This is a genomic window from Ralstonia mannitolilytica (assembly GCF_000954135.1).
In the GTDB taxonomy this organism is placed as follows: domain Bacteria; phylum Pseudomonadota; class Gammaproteobacteria; order Burkholderiales; family Burkholderiaceae; genus Ralstonia; species Ralstonia mannitolilytica.
Genome location: NZ_CP010799.1, coordinates 292,500 through 307,927 on the forward strand (window position 1 = coordinate 292,500; position 15,428 = coordinate 307,927).

Genomic DNA, 15,428 nt, shown 5'->3' on the forward strand with positions numbered 1-15,428 from the left:
GGTCAGGGAGCGTCAGGCCCGGACGCTCGTGGCAGCGTGCCCTTCGGGCAGCCAAGGCTGCAGCGCGGCACGCACGCGGGCAATGTGGGCGTCGATGGCCTCGTCGGGCGCGTCGTCGGCGTCGTGCAGCACATGCGGAGGTTGCCAGTGCATGCCACACAGCGCGGCGGTCTGCTGCAGCGGCAGCAGGAACATGTCGAGCGCATGGCCATGGATGCCGTCCTGGCTGTACGCATGCGCCCGGCCACCGGCGGTGGCGAGCACCATCATGTGCTTGCCGCGCAGCGCCGTGCCGCCCGGCCCATAGGCCCAGCCCATCTCGAACACCACGTCGATCCACTCCTTGAGCAGCGACGGCGTGGCATACCACTGCACCGGAAACTGCAGGACGAGCACCTCGGCCGCCTCCAGTGCTTCCTGCTCGGTGCGCACATCGATATCGAAGTCGGGGTAATGCCAGTACAGGTCGTGCATGGCCACGCCGGGCAGGCCGGCCAGCATGCGCGCCAACGGCTTGTTGACGCGGGAGCGGCGCGGGGCAGGATGCGCGTAGACCACGAGAATGCGCGAAGAAGTCATGGAAAATCCGGAGACGGCGGCGGCTTGATGGCGCATCTTCGCACGGCTACTGTGGAGCGGCGTTGCGGGACCGGTCCCGCCGCTTGCAAAACGGAGAGGAAAACCTCGTCTGGAAAGCGCTCGCCGCTTCGCTTTTGCGCACCGCAGCATTGAGCGTTGCTTACACACAACATCTTGCGGGCCGGCACTCACCCGCGCTAGATCAAGGGGTGACGAGGCTTTCTCGGCAGGAAGCTGACACGAGGCTTACGGGAAATCCCTGATTGGCCTACAATCGCATGGTGCGTTGCACAACACGCGGGCGCATGCCGCTTGCGTGCCCCCAAGGCGGATGTTCCGCCTTCGGCTGATCACTTCGCGACCCCGCGTGGAGGGGCGCTCGGAATAGGAAACCCTGTCGTGAACCCGCTCGAATTGAGCAAGGCCATCGGCGTCGTCACCCAGGACGACATCGACAAGACCGAAGCGGCGCAAGGGGCGCCGCGCTCCACCGTGCTGGTGCGTGAGCTTGCCGCGCACCATCGGTCGCGCCTGCTCAAACACCTGCTGGCCCTGGGCGAAGAAGACCGCCTGCTGCGCTTTGGCCAGGTGGTGGGCAATCACGTGATCGAAGCGTACGTCGACAGCATCGACTTCGACCACGACAAGGTCTTTGGCGTGTATGACGACCGGCTGGAGCTGGTCGGCGTGGGCCACCTCGCGTATCTGCGCGACAACCCGCAGGGGCGCGTGGCCGAGTTTGGCGTGTCGGTGTCGGAATCGGCGCGCGGCAAGGGCGTGGGTAGCGCGCTGTTCCAGCGTGCCGCCATCCACGGCCGCAACACGAAGGTGCGCACGCTGTACATGCACTGCCTGTCGCGCAACGCGGCCATGATGCACATCGCCAAGAAAGCCGGCATGCGCGTGCAATACGCCTATGGCGAGGCCGATGCGTACCTGGAACTGCCGCCCGCCGACACGATGAGCGTACTGAGCGAGGCCATCGACGAACAGGTGGCCGACCTCGACTACCTGCTCAAGCGCAACCTGCGCAATGCACGCCGCTTCGGCCAGCGCTTCTGGCGCTCGCTGGTGCCGCAAAAGCACACCGTCTGATCGATCCCGCCAAAGAAAACGCCCGGCTCTGACCGGGCGTTTTTGTTGGCGCGCCCAACTTCAGCCAGCGGCCTCGTCTTCCGGCGACGCGCCCACGTTTGCCGCCATCTTGCGCAGCACCGCACGAAACACGTCCAGATCGGCTTCGTCGATGCCGGCGCGCAGGCGCGCGTCGTATGCGATTGCCGCATCGCGCAGCTTGAAGAACAGGGCGCGGCCGGCGTCCGTGAGCGCCACCTGATGCACGCGGCGGTTCTCCGGCAGCGGGCTGCGGACCAGCAGGCCGCCCTTTTCCATGCCGTTGAGGTGGTGCGTCAGCGTCGGCCCCTGCACGCCGACCGTGGCGGCCAGCTCGGCCTGCGTGCGGTGTCCGCCCTGCATCAGCGCTTTCAGGATCAGCCAGACCGGGAGCGAGCCGCCGTGTGCCTGCAGCGCATCGTCAAATGCGCGGGCCGTGGTCTTGGCCGTCTGCGCGAGGAGGAATCCCACAGGAACGCTATGGGCTTGCATTGGCTTCATACCCGTCTATGATAGATATCGAACTATTCGATGTCAAAGAGTGGCACACCGGTCGGCGCGCTGTTCTGGCGTCAATCCATCACCTTCAAACGGGGAGTCGTCATGCAATTTGGATGGATTCTGCTGATTGCGCTTCACGCCATGGCCACGGTGTTCTGGGCCGGGTCCACTTTCATGCTCGCCCGCACCGGCGGCGCCAATGCCGCTGTCATGTTCCGCCCGCAGATGGGCGCGGCTACCGTGGCCGTGCTCACCGGCGTGGCGCTGGGCGCGTTCGTCCACGCCGGGCTGCTCGGCTGGCCGCGCACGGTGCTGATGATGGGCGCCCTGGCGGCCATCGTTGCGGTCGGCGTGCAAGGAGCGCTGCGCAAGCGGCCCGCATTGGCGCATCGCGTTGCGGCGCCGTTGCTGGCCGTGGCGCTGGTGTGCATGGTCATCGCTCGCTATGTCGGCTAACAGGAGATTCGCCATGATTGTGCTCGATCACACCATCTTGCGGGTGCGGGATACCGCCCGCTCCGTCGCCTTCTACACGCAGGTGCTCGGCTTCGCGCACGAGGGGCGCATGGGGCCATTCGATGTTGTGCGGGTGAATGACGACCTGACGCTGGATCTGCGGCAGGTCGACACGCTGGAGGTCGAACACCTCGCCTTCAGCCTCGACCGCGCGTCGTTCGATGCCATCCACGCACGGCTCATCGAGCGCGGCATCGTCTATGGCGGCTCGCCGTTCGACCGGCGCAACGGCCAGGTTGGACAAAGCCACGGCGCACGCGGCATGGCAACGGCCATCTACTTCGATGATCCGGATGGCCATGCGCTGGAGATCCGCGTCTATCCCGAGGCCATGGCCGCCTGAGACCGCGCGGCCGGGCGCCTGTGCCCGGCGCGCCCCGTCCCAAATGGACGGCCCTAGTGCAATTGCGCGCTTGTCAGCCGCACGGGTCGCTTCCCTACGATGAGGGCAAGGCACCTCTCGCCCTTCAAGGCGACCGCGCCGGTCGCCTGCGAGCCGATGCCAAGGCCAGAAGGAGACGACGATGAACACATCCTCCGTGCGATTGCCGCTGCTTGCTGCGGCCCTGCTGTACGCGGCCGCGTTGCCCGCCAACGCCCAGGACGCCGCCATGAGCAACATGGCGATGACAAACCCGTCCGCCATGAAGTGGGTCGACGCGCCGCCCGGTCTGCCCAAGGGCGCCAAGCTCGCAGTGCTGCAGGGCGACCCATCCAAGGAGGGGCCGTACGTCGTCCGCCTGAAGGCGCCCGGCGGCTACAAGGTGCCGCCGCACTGGCACTCGCAGACCGAGAACCTCACGGTGATCTCCGGCACGCTCTACCTCGGTGCCGGCGACACGATGGACATGGGCGCGGCGCACGCCCTCAAGGCAGGCGGCTACCACTACCTGCCCGGTGGCGCGCATCACTACGCGTTCACGAAGTCGACGACCGTGGTGCAGATCCACGGCACCGGCCCGCTGGATATCAAGTACGTCGATCCGAAGGACGATCCGACTGCCAGCCAGTAGCCGCTGAAGCGCCGACATCAACGCCCCTTAACCCTCCTGCGCCCCGCGCTGGCGACCCTGCCCCTCGACAGCAGAACTGCCAACGAGGGGCAGGGTCGTCCGCGCCCCCGCGTGCGGTGTAGAGTGAATGCCCCGCCCCACCGACACCCGCATCGCCATGACCGACGACGAACGCGCCATCCGCCATGTAGTGGACACCTGGATCACCGCCAGCAAGACCGGCGACGTCGCCACCGTGCTCGACCTGATGACCGACGACGTGCTGTTTCTCACGCCCGGCCAGCCGCCCTTCGGCAAGGAAGCCTTCGCAAAGATGTCGGGCGACATGAAGGACGTGCACATCGACGGCACGAGCGATATTCAGGAGGTGCAGGTGTTTGGTGACGTCGCTTACTTGCGCAACGCATTGCGCATCGTCATCACGATGCCGGATGGAAAGGAGGTGCGGCGCTCGGGGCAGACGTTGACGATTCTGCGGAAAGAGGCGGATGGGAAGTGGCGGTTGGTGCGGGATGCGAATTTGGTGATGGCAGACTCGGCAAACTGATACCGACATGGTCTTCCTAGCAATCAGCCCTGAAGGTTTGCAACGCGCGCTACAACTGGCAAGCGAGGCGAATCTGCCAATCTGGTGCGGAACGGATGCAATATCCGACGTTGACTACGGCAAACTCGCCGGTCGCAACGTTTCGCGGTTTGTCTATCCGCTGCGCGGCGCCTCTGCCGAAGCGCTGCAAGATGCTATCGATACGATCGCGGAGCATCATCCGGGTGAGCCCGTTTGGGTAGAGCACCTGCCGCCGACCTAGACCTGATGCCATGCGACTTTCACTAGAACTACTTTGGCGTGACCCAGATGACGGCATGCTCGAACTGCGGCTGTCCATCGAAGGCGAGCACCAGTCTGTTGTCGCCGATTTCTACGACTACGCAGATGAACTGAAGAAATGGGGCGCGGGACTGATGACGTTCCCTACCGGCGTCAACGAAGAGATCGCTTTCGAGAAGGGCGCAAAGGACGGAAACGCCTATCTTTGGCTGGCTGTACGAGCGTTCGTAGCAGATGGCGTCGGCAATACCGCCGTTGAAATCGAATACAAAAAACCGGGCAACCGCTTGCACCTCGAAATCGTGCGCTTTGCGATCCCGGTGGAGGCCGCGACGATCAATCGCCTGGGCGCCGCACTGAAAAGTTGGGAGCCCACGGAACATGCACCCCTCGTATTCAGCGATGGCTCACCAGAGCCCGCCTGATTCAGCATCCCCGCCCGTCTCGGGGAAGCGTTCCTACTGTTTTAGTTTTCTTCCCGCTCAAGCAGGTCCAACACTTCCCACCGGTACGGATCGACCAGCACGCCCTCCAGCGTGGTCAGCAGATACGCCCCAATTGCGTCGAGAAACCCGGCGCGATATTCGGGCGCATGCATGCCGACAGCGAACGCAAATTCCCAGCGCAAGACGTTCGGCCGGAATTGCCGATGCACACGCATATCCGACTGCGTGCGCCGCAGGAACTGCCGTGCAGCCAGTGCGCCGGTCAGGTACTCGCGTTTGCGATGAGTCATTGGGCACCTCCGTGAGCGGTGTGCGCTGGGGGGCAAGGCGGGGATGGGTAGGACGCGGGGCGGTGCCCGCAGAGCTGATGTGGCATAGAGCCTCCTGACATTGAAGGAAGCCCGCCTTATCGTCGCCAAACGAGGGAGGCGGGCCCGCGATGAGGTTGGCGAACCGGCGTCAGGACTCCGGCAGACCCGAAGGTCTCCCCACCCGGCCCGCCATGGAAGGCGCGCGAGTGTACTGGACGAACGCATATCGCATCCATCCTCCTGACGTGGGTCGCCAAACCCGTACCATCGCTTCCGCGATGGCGCGCAAATTATAGCGAGCGTTAATCTACCGGCGAAATCCGCGCGATCTGATAACGCATCGCTGCTTGACAGTGGATGCGACGAACTGCGCTCGTTCACGTATTTGGCTATGGCCGCACTGTCGGCAATCCCTCAAACCACCACCGGCAACGCCGTCGTATCCTTGATCCGCTCCAAAGCAAAACTGCTCTTCACATCGATCACCGCCGGGTGCGCGAGCAGCTGGTCGCGGATGAAGCGCGCGAAGTGCTCCATGTCTTCCACGAACACTTTGAGCAGGTAATCCATCTCGCCGGTCATGGCGTAGCACGTGACCACCTCGGGCCACGTCGCGACGGCCGCTCGGAACAGGTCGGACGGCCCCTTTCCCTTGGGCGCGCCGCCCTGCTTTTCCAGCCGCACGTTGATATACGCCGACAGGCCCAGGCCGATCTTGGCCGGGTCGAGCAGCGCGGCGTACTGCCGGATCACGCCGCTCTCCTCCAGGCGGCGAATGCGTCGCAAGCACGGGCTGGGCGACAGATTGACCCGCTCGGCGACCTCCAGGTTGGTGAGGCGGCCGTTGTGCTGGAGAACCTCAAGGATCTTGCGGTCGATCTTGTCGAGCTCGACTTTATTCATTTTGTTGCTCCGCACCAATCAATTCGGCAATTTTCTTGCGCAAATTTAGCAAGGTGGGCACAACTTCGCAATTTTTGCTTTCCCTGACACTCCTACACTGCGAGGATCGTCAAAGCGCCAGCACCCCACACGTGCGGCCCCCGCAGGAGACATCGCCATGCAATTCACGCCTTGGGAAAACCCGATGGGCACCGCCGGCTTCGAATTCATCGAATACGCCGCGCCGGACCCCGTTGCAATGGGCAAGCTGTTCGAGAACATGGGCTTCACCGCCATCGCGAAGCACCGCCACAAGAACGTGACGCTGTATCGCCAGGGCGAGATCAACTTCATCATCAACGCCGAGCCGGATTCGTTCGCGCAGCGCTTTGCGCGCCTGCACGGCCCGTCGATCTGCGCGATCGCGTTCCGCGTGCAGGACGCCGCGTTCGCCTACAAGCGCGCGCTGGAACTCGGCGCCTGGGGCTTCGACACCCACAGCGGCCCGATGGAGCTGAACATTCCGGCCATCAAGGGTATCGGCGATTCGCTGATCTACCTGGTCGACCGCTGGACGGGCAAGAACGGCGCCAAGGCGGGCGACATCGGCAACATCAGCATCTACGACGTCGATTTCGTACCGATCCCCGGCGCCAACCCGAACCCGACCGGGCATGGCCTGACCTACATCGACCACCTGACGCACAACGTCTACCGTGGCCGCATGAAGGAATGGGCGGAGTTTTACGAACGCTTCTTCAACTTCCGTGAAGTGCGCTACTTCGACATCGAAGGCCAGGTCACGGGCGTGAAGAGCAAGGCGATGACGAGCCCGTGCGGCAACATCCGCATCCCTATCAACGAGGAAGGGACGGAGAAGCCGGGCCAGATCCAGGAGTACCTGGACATGTACCACGGCGAGGGCATCCAGCACATCGCCCTGGGCTCGACCGACCTGTACCACACGGTGGATGCACTGCGCGCCAACGGCATCAAGCTGCTCGACACGATCGACACGTATTACGAGCTGGTCGACAAGCGCATCCCCGGCCATGGCGAAAACGTGGCGGAACTCAAGAAGCGCAAGATCCTGATCGACGGTGCGCCGGGCGACCTGCTGCTGCAGATCTTCTCGGAAAACCAGCTCGGCCCGATCTTCTTCGAGTTCATCCAGCGCAAGGGCAACCAAGGTTTCGGCGAGGGCAACTTCAAGGCGCTCTTCGAGTCGATCGAACTCGACCAGATGCGCCGCGGCGTGCTCAAGGCCGACGATCAGCCGGCCTGACGCCCTCAACGTCGCGCTTGCTGGACCCGCACCCCGGTGGCTCGCCATCGGGGTGTTTTGTTTTGCGCGCATGAAAAACGGCGCCCGCAGGCGCCGCGTGTGCCGCAACGGTCGGGTTATTCGCCCTTCGTGGCAGACGGGCCGCCCGGCATGGCCGCGGCCGCAGGCGTGTTCTGCTGCGCCTTGCGGGCATCGTGGCGGGCCTTCATGTATGCGCGGATCTCGTCCGGCGTGATCTTGCCGTCGTGGTTGGCGTCGATCTGGTCGAAGTTCTTCGCCAGGCGCGGCATGCCGGCCTGCGCCTCGTCCTTGGTCAGGCTGCCGTCGTTGTCCTTGTCGGCGGCCTTGAACTTGGCGTCGAAGCGCTGCGCCATCTTTTCGCGCATTTCGCCCTTGTGCGCCTTGTGCCAGGCGGCCAGCTCGTCCTTGCTGAGTTGGCCGTCGTGGTTGGTGTCGATCTGGTCGAAGTTCTTCTCGAGCCAGGCATGACCCTTGGCTTCGTCGCGCGAGACCTGGCCGTCGCCGTTGGTGTCGATGGCCTTGAGCCCGCCGTGGTGGCCCGGCTTGCCGGCGCGGCCGGTCGACTGCGGCGCCGGTGCGGCAGCCGGTGCCTGGGCGCTGGCAGCGGGGGCGCTGGCCTCCTGCGCACGGACGTTCACACCGGACATGGCGAGGAACAGGGCCGAGGTGGCAAGAAAGGTTTGGACAGCACGTTTGTTGGTCATGGTCAGCTCCTTTTCACATGGACTGTGTAGCCGATTAGAACCCGACAATGACGGCACGTTGCCGTGTTTTACACGCTGTTACCCCAATGACATGCGCTGTAATATGCGCGCCGCCGCACGGCGGCGCCGCTGCGGGCTTACTCCTGCGGCGGCTGCGGAGCCCCCGGCTGCGTAGCCTCGCCCTTGCGCGCGGCGGCGGCCGCACGATGGCGCGGGCCGGCAATGCCGCCCTCGGCCACGCCGTTCTCGCCCGTATTCAGCTGCGACGGGGCGATCGGCAGCATGGCCCCCGGCATGGTCGTGTTGGCCGGGTTGTTCGCCACCGACGGCGCGGGCCCGGGTGAAGGCGGCGTGGCGGGGGTCGACAGCGGCGCCGCGGCGCCCGACGGCGGCAACGGCATGGCCGGGGCATTGCGATTGGCCGGCGAGACGCCCGCGGCGACGGCGCTGGCCGGCAGCGGAATCTCCTGGCGCGCACCGTTGCGCTCGATCACCACCGAGCGCGCCTTGATTGCGACCAGCTTCAGGTTCGACGACAGCGATTTGCCGGCCCGCACGGCCTGCGGTGCGCCGCCGTCCACCGACACGATCGCCGCGCCCGAGCCATCGGCCAGGTCCGCCACCACGCCGATCACCTGCACGTCGCGCGGGCCGTTCTGCGGGCCGCCACCGAACAGCGTGATGGCCGCCCCGGTCTCGAGTGCGTCGGTCTGGGCCACGCGGGCCTCGCGCGGCACACTCAGCGAGCGCAGCGACGACAGCGTCAGCACCCAATGCGTCAACAGCGCGCACAAGGCAGCAAACAGGACAAGGCTGAGCAGGCGAGACGACTGTCGAGCGTTCATGAAATGGCCGGAGCACCGTAGGAATGCGCTGATTCTATCCGCCATTCGTGCCGGCTCGGTGAACGGCCTGGAGGAGGGGCTCTACGGCGGGCGCTGCATGACCGTGCCGCGCGATCTATGGTCATATGTCACAGATATACTGTGTCTCTTACTCCCATTGCCAACTCTCTCGCCATGATGCAAGGCCAACTTCGCTCCTCTTTCCGCCAGCGCGCCCTCGCCGGACACGCCCGCCGCGCGGCGCGCGGCTTCACCCTCATCGAGATCATGGTGGTGGTGGTGATCCTGGGCATTCTCGCCGCGCTGGTGGTGCCGAAAATCATGAGCCGGCCCGACGAGGCGCGCATCATCGCCGCCAAGCAGGACATCGCTTCCATTTCGCAGGCGCTCAAGCTCTATCGCCTGGACAACGGCCGCTACCCGACCACCGAACAGGGCATCGCGGCGCTGGTCACCAAGCCGACCACCGAGCCCATCCCCAACAACTGGAAGGGCGGCGGCTATCTGGAACGCCTGCCCAAAGACCCGTGGGGCCATCCGTACCAATATCTGAACCCCGGCGTGCGCGGTGAAGTGGACGTCTTCAGCTTTGGCGCCGACGGCCAGGCCGGCGGCACGGGCAACGACGCCGACATCGGCAACTGGGACAACTGAGCCCGCGCCATCGGCCATCACCGTCCATGCTCGGCAACCGACACCGCGCCCGGCGCTTCCAGGGCTTCACGCTGCTGGAGCTGCTGGTGGTGGTGGTCATCATCGGCATCGTGCTGGGGGTGGTGGCAGTGAACGCCACCCCGAACCCGCGCTCGCAGCTGAACGATGACGCGCAAAAGCTGGCGCGACTCATCGAGCTGGCGCAGGAAGAGGCGCAACTGACCTCGCGCCCCGTGGCCTGGGAAGGCGACACGCAGGGCTGGCGCTTCTACGAATCGACACCCAACGGCTGGCGTCTGCTCACGCGCGACGTGCTGGCACCCGGCCACTGGCGGCAAGGCATGGATGGCGTTCAGATCGTCGCCGGTGCAGCGGCCGCACCCGGCGCCCCGCAGCGGCTGGTGTTCGGGCGCGAGGCCATCGGCCTGCCCTGGCGCGTGGCGCTGACCTCGCAGGGTTCGCGCGTCGATGTGGTGTCGGACGGCGGCCCCCGCGTGCTGACGGAAACGCAATGACCCGCCCGCGTGGCTCCGCCCTGCGGGGCTTCACCCTCCTCGAGGTGCTCGTCGCGCTGACCATCGTGGCCGTGGCGCTGACCGCCACCATGCGCGCGATGGGCAGCATGACCACCGCCAGCGATTCGCTGCAGACCCGCATGATCGCCACCTGGAGTGCCGAGAACCACCTCGCCAACCTGCGCCTGTCGCGCGCGTTTCCCGACCCGGGGGCGCGCGGCTTCGCGTGCCCGCAGGGCGATACGCAGCTGTGGTGCGAAGAAACCATCGCGACCACGCCCAACCCGGTGTTCCGCCGCGCCGAGGTGTCGGTCTATGCCGATGCTTCCAAGTCCGTGCGCCTGGCCTGGCTCGTGACGCTGCTACCGAACGACGCGCGCAATGTCTTCTAAGCACCGCGCACGCGGCTTCACCCTGCTCGAGCTGCTGGTGGCGATCACGCTGCTGGCCATCCTGGCCGTCATCGCCTGGCGCGGGCTGGACAGCATGACGCGCACGCACGAGGCGCTGGCCCAGCGCGACGAACGCATCGAGGCGCTCAAGACCGCCTACGCCCAGTTCGATGCCGATTGCACGCAACTGGCGGACCCCAACACGCTCTCGCGCGCACCGGTGGAGATGGACGCGAACCGCGTGCTACTGGTGCGCGACCGCCGCGACGATGGCCAGCCGCCCGCGTGGCAGGTCGTGGTCTACCGCATCGTCGACGGCCGGCTCGAACGTCTGCAGAGCGCGCCCATCACCAACCGCGGCGACCTGCGCGGCGCGCTGGACAGCTTGCGCCAGGGCGGCCCCGGTGCGGCGCGCTACGTGCTGGCGACCAACGTCGAAGGCATCAGCGCGCGCGCCTGGATCGAACCCGGCGGCTGGATGGACAACGCCGGGACGCTGTCGGCGGCGCTGTTTCCCGCCGGCAGCAATACGACCACGCTGAGCGGCCTGCCGTCGGCGTCCACCCCGGCGGCGTCGGGCGTGCCGGGCAACAACCCCGGTGTGGTCGTGCCGGCCGCTTCGGTGCGCGCCATGGAACTCGCCCTGCTCGTGCGCATGACGCCGCAAGGCACGCCGCAGCGCTTCACGCGCATCTGCATGACGGGGCTCTGACATGGCGCGATGCTCCCGTCGACGGCCCCAGCGTGGATCACGCCAGCGCGGCGCGGCCATCATCACCGCGCTGCTGGTCGTCACGCTCGCGGTGGTGATCGTCTCGGGCATGCTGTGGCGCCAGCAGGTGGAGATCCGCGCGGTCGAGAACCAGCGCCTCAAGGCACAGGCCACGTGGATCGCCCGCGCGGGCATCGACTGGGCGCGCCTGATCCTGCGCGACGATCAACGCCGCACCGGCGCGGTCGACCACCTCGGCGAGGTGTGGGCCGTGCCGATCCAGGAGACCAAGCTGTCGGACTTTCTCGGCAGCTCGCTGCGCACCGATACCGCCGGCGAGGCCTCGTACCTGTCGGGCCGCATCTTCGATGCCCAGGCGCGCTTCAACCTGATGAACCTGCTGACGATGCAGACGCTGGGCGCGCGCACCGTCGTCACCGCGCGCGACAAGGACGGCATCAAGGCGTATGGGCTGCTGCTGCAGTCGCTCAACATCGACCCGAGCCTGGCCAACGTCACGGCGACGTACCTGGCGCAGATGATGGGCGGTTTCCAGTCCGTTGAAGGAAGCCAGGGCGGCCAGCCAGGCGGCGAAGACAGCGGGGGCGGCAGCGAAGCGAGCAACGGCCCGCGCCCGCTCGACAGCGCCGACAGCCTGCTGACGATTCCCGGCTACACCGCCGACATCGTACGCAAGCTGCGCCCGTACGTGATCGTGCTGCCCACGCGCACGCCCATCAACGCCAACACGGCCAGCGCCGAGGTGCTGGCGGCCGTGATCCCCAACCTCGGGCTGGACCGCGCACGCGCGCTGGTGCAGGCGCGCGACCGCGCGTACTTCCGCAACATCGGCGACGTCACCAACCAGTTGCGCGGCATCGCGCCAGGGGCCGACACCACGGCGGCGGCCAACCTGCTCGACGTGCAGACGCACTATTTCCTGGTCTACGGGATGGCGCGCCACGAGCGTGCGCAGATCGGCGAAGTGGCGCTTGTTTCACGCGGCGACCCCGTGAACAATACCGCCACCCGTATCGTGTGGGTCCGCCGTATCGACGAGATTCCGTCATGACGACGCTGCAACACCCCTCTTTTTGTGTAGCCGCCAGTTATAGACAGGCCCCGACCTTCGCCGTATTGTCATCCGCATCGTTCAGCATCGCGGGTTTTGCGCGAGCGGACGGCTCTCTCGGCTCCGTGGATAGCCCGCACCCAAACTCTCAAAATCAATAGAGGAGCGGTTTGACGACCTCCCTGTACGTGCGCCTGCCGCACCGGCCCATTCAATCGCCCGAACGCTGGTCGGCGGGGGCACTGGCCTCCGTGCCGTTTGCGCTGGTGCGCGAGGAAGGCGCGCAAGGCGCCCAGCGCATCCAGCGCGAAGGCACGTCGCGGCCCGACGAGCTGCCCGGGGCCGACCGCCTGATCCTGCTGCTGCCCGCCGCCGACGTGCTGCTGGTGCCGGCCAACGTGCCGCCGCTGGCAACGCCCAAGCTGCGCCTGGCCCTGCCCAACCTCGTGGAAGACCGCCTCGTGCAGGACGCGCAGCAATGCCATATCGCCCTGGGCCCGCGCCTGCGTGCGGCACCGGCCCGCGGCTGGCGCGCGCCGCGCGAGCCGCAGTCGCGCGCGCTGATGATTGCCGACCGGGCATGGGTGCGCTTCATCCTGGATACCTTCGCCGTGCACAAACACCGCACGTGCCATCTGTTGCCTGCGCAGCTTTGTGTACCGTTTGAAACGGCCGCCCCGGTGCCCGCGCCGACTGCGGAAGCGGCGGGCGAGCTCGTGCGCGCGGAGCCGTCGCTCGATGCGCCTGCCGAGGTGCCTGCGGTGGCGGCAGCAGCGCCCGTCGCCCCGGCCACCATCGCACTCGACGCGGCACCGCCGACGGACCCGGACGCGCCCGTCGCGGTCGACATCACCGTACGCACCGGCCCTGCCGAGGGCTATGGCCTGCGCCTGCTGCCGGCAAACGTCGCCAACTGGCTCGCCATTGCGCCCACGCCGGCCACGCTGATGGTCTCGCCCGCGTTGCGCGCGCTGGCCCCCGGCCTCTCGGCAGACCCGGCCACCGCCACGCTGGACTGGTCCACCTGGGCCGCCGGCGCCCGCGACGCCCTCGCCTCAGGCGAAGCCGATCTCTGCCAGTTCGACTTTGCACGCGGCGGCGTGGCCGGCATGGACTGGAGCCTGTGGCGCCTGCCCATCGCGCTGGCCGTGCTCATCGTGGCCGTGCAGCTGATCGGCATGAACGCGCGCTGGCTCACGCTGCGCGCCGAGCAGAAGCGACTCGATACCGCCATGCGCGCGCAACTGCAGACGGCGTTCCCGAATACGCCGGTGATCCTCGACCCGCCCGCGCAGATGCGGCGCCAGGTCGAGCAGCTTCGCCTGGCCGCCGGCAAATCGGCGCCCGAGGATTTCCTGCCGCTGGCCGATCGCTTTGCCCAGGCAGCCACGGGCCTCGCGCCCGATGCGCTGCTCGCGCTCGACTACCACGGCCGCGCGCTCACCGTCACGCTCAAGGACGGCACCGACACCGCCGCCCTGCGCACCGCGGCCCGCAACGTCGGCCTGAACATGGACGCGGCCGAGGCCCCGCGCGGCGCCGAAGCCACCGTGCCGGGCTCGCGCTGGACGGTCTCCATCGCCCAATAACGCTTCCGACATGGCGACTTCCTCCCCCTCCTCCACGTCCCGCCGCCTGCCGCGCATTGGCGTGCCGGATTCCGTGCGCGATGCGGCCACGACGTTCTGGAACCAGCGCGAGCCGCGCGAGCGCCGCATCCTGGCCGGCGGCGGCGTGATCCTGCTGCTGGTCATCCTGTATCTGCTGCTCTGGGAGCCCGCCTTCGAAGGCCAGCGCCGCATCGAGAAAGCGCTGCCGCAAATGCGCACGCAGCTCGCCGAGATGGAAACGCTCGGCCAGGAGGCGCGCGCGCTGTCCGCCATTGCCGCCGCGCCCGTGCCGCACGGCGCCGAGTTGCAGCAGGCGCTCACCACGAGCCTCGCCAACCACGGCCTGAAGGCCACGCGGATGGCAATGTCGGGCGAGAGTGTGCAGGTGCAGCTCGACAAGGTGCCGTTTGGCGCCGTCGCCGAATGGCTGCAGGAAGTGCGGCAGGCCCAGCGCATGAAGGTGATCGACGCGAGCATCAGGTACGTGGGCGCCACCGCCCTGGTCAACGTGACGGCGACGCTGCAAGGCCCTGCCGCCGCCGGCCACTGACGAGCCGACCGTGCCGATGCGCATTGAATCGCTGCCGCCGCTGCGCCTGCGCCGCCGTGCCGACGCCGACGAGCGCGCGGGCCTCGGCTGGAGCGTGCTGTGGGCCGTCGCGGCGCTGCTCGCCGTTGCCGTGACGGTCGTGATGCAGTATCCGGCCGCGTGGGCTGCCGAGCGCGTGGCTGCCGCCACCGGGCAGCGCGTGCTGCTTGCCGACAGCCAGGGCACGCTATGGCACGGCAGCGCCACGCTGGCGCTCACGGCCGGCAACGGCGGCGCCGACGCGACCGTGCTGCCCGGCCGGCTGTCGTGGTCGATCGACATGCTGCCGCTGCTGACCGGCACGCTGCGCGCGCACCTCACGCACGACCGGGCGCTGGAAAAGGCCGTCACGTTGACGGTGTCGCCCGGCCATTGGGAGGCCGAAGCGGGCGCGATGACGCTGCCCGCCTCGCTGCTGCAGGGCATCGGCGCGCCGTTCAACACGCTGAACCTGGACGGCCGGCTGCGCGCGCAATGGACGCCGCTGTCGGGCCAGTTCGGGCGCGGCAAAGGCCAGCCGGACACCGCCCAGGGCGCGCTGACCGTCACGCTCGAGCAGGTATCATCCAGCCTCAGCCGCGTGCGGCCGCTGGGCAGCTACCAGGCCGTGGTGTCGTTTGGCGGCGTGGCGGGCGGGCCGATGCAGCTGTCCCTGTCCACGCTGGCCGGGCCGCTGTCCCTGCAGGGCCAGGGTACGCTTGGCCGAGGCGCACATTTTGACGGCGTGGCCAGTGCCACGCCGGAGTCGGAACCACAACTGATCGGCCTGTTGAGCCTGCTGGGCCCGCGTGACGGGTCGCACCATCGACTACGCTTTTGACCGAACGCCGGCGTGCGAG

The 15,428-nt window shown here is 67.3% G+C and carries 22 protein-coding genes; 16 read left to right on the forward strand and 6 right to left on the reverse strand.

All coding sequences use genetic code 11. The features are described from left to right. Window positions 1-12 precede the first annotated feature (12 nt). On the reverse strand, window positions 13-579 hold the full coding sequence (kefF, locus tag TK49_RS01415) for a glutathione-regulated potassium-efflux system oxidoreductase KefF (protein WP_045787682.1): 567 nt from the start codon (window positions 577-579) through the stop codon (window positions 13-15). A 399-nt stretch (window positions 580-978) separates the two neighbouring features. On the opposite strand from kefF, the gene TK49_RS01420 reads away from it, so the two are divergent. Next, window positions 979-1,674 carry a GNAT family N-acetyltransferase gene (locus TK49_RS01420; RefSeq protein WP_045785122.1) on the forward strand — a complete coding sequence of 232 codons (696 nt, stop codon included), beginning with the start codon at window positions 979-981 and terminating at the stop codon, window positions 1,672-1,674. Window positions 1,675-1,734: 60 nt separating this feature from the next. On the opposite strand, the gene TK49_RS01425 is transcribed toward TK49_RS01420, so the two are convergent. Continuing rightward, window positions 1,735-2,163 carry a MarR family winged helix-turn-helix transcriptional regulator gene (locus TK49_RS01425; protein WP_197742967.1) on the reverse strand — a complete coding sequence of 143 codons (429 nt, stop codon included), beginning with the start codon at window positions 2,161-2,163 and terminating at the stop codon, window positions 1,735-1,737. 132 nt (window positions 2,164-2,295) lie between these two features. Between TK49_RS01425 and TK49_RS01430 the strand changes: the two genes are divergently transcribed. From TK49_RS01430 to TK49_RS01450, 6 genes are all read left to right on the forward strand, one after another. Continuing rightward, window positions 2,296-2,649, forward strand: coding sequence for a hypothetical protein (locus TK49_RS01430; RefSeq protein WP_045785124.1), 354 nt, complete (start codon window positions 2,296-2,298; stop codon window positions 2,647-2,649). A 13-nt stretch (window positions 2,650-2,662) separates the two neighbouring features. Then, the gene (locus TK49_RS01435; protein WP_045785125.1) at window positions 2,663-3,052 is read left to right on the forward strand and encodes a VOC family protein; all 390 of its coding nucleotides are present in this window, start codon (window positions 2,663-2,665) and stop codon (window positions 3,050-3,052) included. Window positions 3,053-3,233: 181 nt separating this feature from the next. After that, the gene (locus TK49_RS01440; RefSeq protein ID WP_045785126.1) at window positions 3,234-3,722 is read left to right on the forward strand and encodes a cupin domain-containing protein; all 489 of its coding nucleotides are present in this window, start codon (window positions 3,234-3,236) and stop codon (window positions 3,720-3,722) included. Window positions 3,723-3,879: 157 nt separating this feature from the next. Then, window positions 3,880-4,269 (forward strand): SgcJ/EcaC family oxidoreductase, encoded by a 390-nt coding sequence (locus TK49_RS01445; RefSeq protein ID WP_045787683.1) that lies wholly within the window; start codon window positions 3,880-3,882, stop codon window positions 4,267-4,269. Window positions 4,270-4,276: 7 nt separating this feature from the next. Beyond that, window positions 4,277-4,531 (forward strand): hypothetical protein, encoded by a 255-nt coding sequence (locus TK49_RS23905; protein WP_082076269.1) that lies wholly within the window; start codon window positions 4,277-4,279, stop codon window positions 4,529-4,531. Between the two features lie 55 nt (window positions 4,532-4,586). Further along, window positions 4,587-4,976 carry a hypothetical protein gene (locus TK49_RS01450; RefSeq protein ID WP_045785127.1) on the forward strand — a complete coding sequence of 130 codons (390 nt, stop codon included), beginning with the start codon at window positions 4,587-4,589 and terminating at the stop codon, window positions 4,974-4,976. A 41-nt stretch (window positions 4,977-5,017) separates the two neighbouring features. Here TK49_RS01450 and TK49_RS01455 read toward each other — a convergent pair whose 3' ends face one another. After that, window positions 5,018-5,287: a hypothetical protein gene (locus TK49_RS01455; RefSeq protein ID WP_045785128.1), complete on the reverse strand. Its 270-nt coding sequence runs from the start codon at window positions 5,285-5,287 to the stop codon at window positions 5,018-5,020. Between the two features lie 435 nt (window positions 5,288-5,722). Further along, window positions 5,723-6,211 carry an Lrp/AsnC family transcriptional regulator gene (locus tag TK49_RS01460; protein WP_045785129.1) on the reverse strand — a complete coding sequence of 163 codons (489 nt, stop codon included), beginning with the start codon at window positions 6,209-6,211 and terminating at the stop codon, window positions 5,723-5,725. A gap of 157 nt (window positions 6,212-6,368) precedes the next feature. On the opposite strand from TK49_RS01460, the gene hppD reads away from it, so the two are divergent. Further along, window positions 6,369-7,475, forward strand: a complete 1,107-nt coding sequence (hppD, locus tag TK49_RS01465) for a 4-hydroxyphenylpyruvate dioxygenase (protein ID WP_045785130.1) — start codon at window positions 6,369-6,371, stop codon at window positions 7,473-7,475. A gap of 116 nt (window positions 7,476-7,591) precedes the next feature. Here hppD and TK49_RS01470 read toward each other — a convergent pair whose 3' ends face one another. Together TK49_RS01470 and TK49_RS01475 are read right to left on the reverse strand one after the other, a co-directional pair. Beyond that, entirely contained in the window at window positions 7,592-8,200 is a 609-nt protein-coding gene (locus TK49_RS01470) for an EF-hand domain-containing protein (RefSeq protein ID WP_045785131.1), read from the reverse strand. 137 nt (window positions 8,201-8,337) lie between these two features. Beyond that, complete coding sequence (locus tag TK49_RS01475; RefSeq protein ID WP_045785132.1) at window positions 8,338-9,045, reverse strand: type II secretion system protein N; 708 nt, start codon at window positions 9,043-9,045, stop codon at window positions 8,338-8,340. Between the two features lie 174 nt (window positions 9,046-9,219). On the opposite strand from TK49_RS01475, the gene gspG reads away from it, so the two are divergent. The 8 genes from gspG to TK49_RS01515 all read left to right on the forward strand — a co-directional run bounded on the left by gspG (window position 9,220) and on the right by TK49_RS01515 (window position 15,409). Next, entirely contained in the window at window positions 9,220-9,699 is a 480-nt protein-coding gene (gene gspG, locus TK49_RS01480) for a type II secretion system major pseudopilin GspG (RefSeq protein ID WP_045785133.1), read from the forward strand. Window positions 9,700-9,725: 26 nt separating this feature from the next. Further along, window positions 9,726-10,214 carry a GspH/FimT family pseudopilin gene (locus TK49_RS01485; RefSeq protein WP_045785134.1) on the forward strand — a complete coding sequence of 163 codons (489 nt, stop codon included), beginning with the start codon at window positions 9,726-9,728 and terminating at the stop codon, window positions 10,212-10,214. Then, complete coding sequence (gene gspI / locus TK49_RS01490) at window positions 10,211-10,606, forward strand: type II secretion system minor pseudopilin GspI (RefSeq protein ID WP_045785135.1); 396 nt, start codon at window positions 10,211-10,213, stop codon at window positions 10,604-10,606. Before TK49_RS01485 ends, gspI begins: the two co-directional genes overlap by 4 nt. Further along, window positions 10,596-11,318, forward strand: a complete 723-nt coding sequence (locus tag TK49_RS01495; RefSeq protein WP_045785136.1) for a PulJ/GspJ family protein — start codon at window positions 10,596-10,598, stop codon at window positions 11,316-11,318. The genes gspI and TK49_RS01495 overlap by 11 nt, the downstream gene beginning before the upstream one ends. Before the next feature lies 1 nt (window position 11,319). Further along, window positions 11,320-12,390, forward strand: coding sequence for a type II secretion system minor pseudopilin GspK (gene gspK, locus TK49_RS01500; protein WP_045785137.1), 1,071 nt, complete (start codon window positions 11,320-11,322; stop codon window positions 12,388-12,390). Between the two features lie 170 nt (window positions 12,391-12,560). Next, window positions 12,561-13,979: a type II secretion system protein GspL gene (gene gspL / locus TK49_RS01505; protein ID WP_045785138.1), complete on the forward strand. Its 1,419-nt coding sequence runs from the start codon at window positions 12,561-12,563 to the stop codon at window positions 13,977-13,979. A 10-nt stretch (window positions 13,980-13,989) separates the two neighbouring features. Continuing rightward, complete coding sequence (gspM, locus tag TK49_RS01510) at window positions 13,990-14,550, forward strand: type II secretion system protein GspM (protein WP_045785139.1); 561 nt, start codon at window positions 13,990-13,992, stop codon at window positions 14,548-14,550. A 16-nt stretch (window positions 14,551-14,566) separates the two neighbouring features. Further along, window positions 14,567-15,409 (forward strand): type II secretion system protein N, encoded by an 843-nt coding sequence (locus TK49_RS01515; RefSeq protein ID WP_045785140.1) that lies wholly within the window; start codon window positions 14,567-14,569, stop codon window positions 15,407-15,409. The last annotated feature ends 19 nt before the right edge of the window (window positions 15,410-15,428 follow it).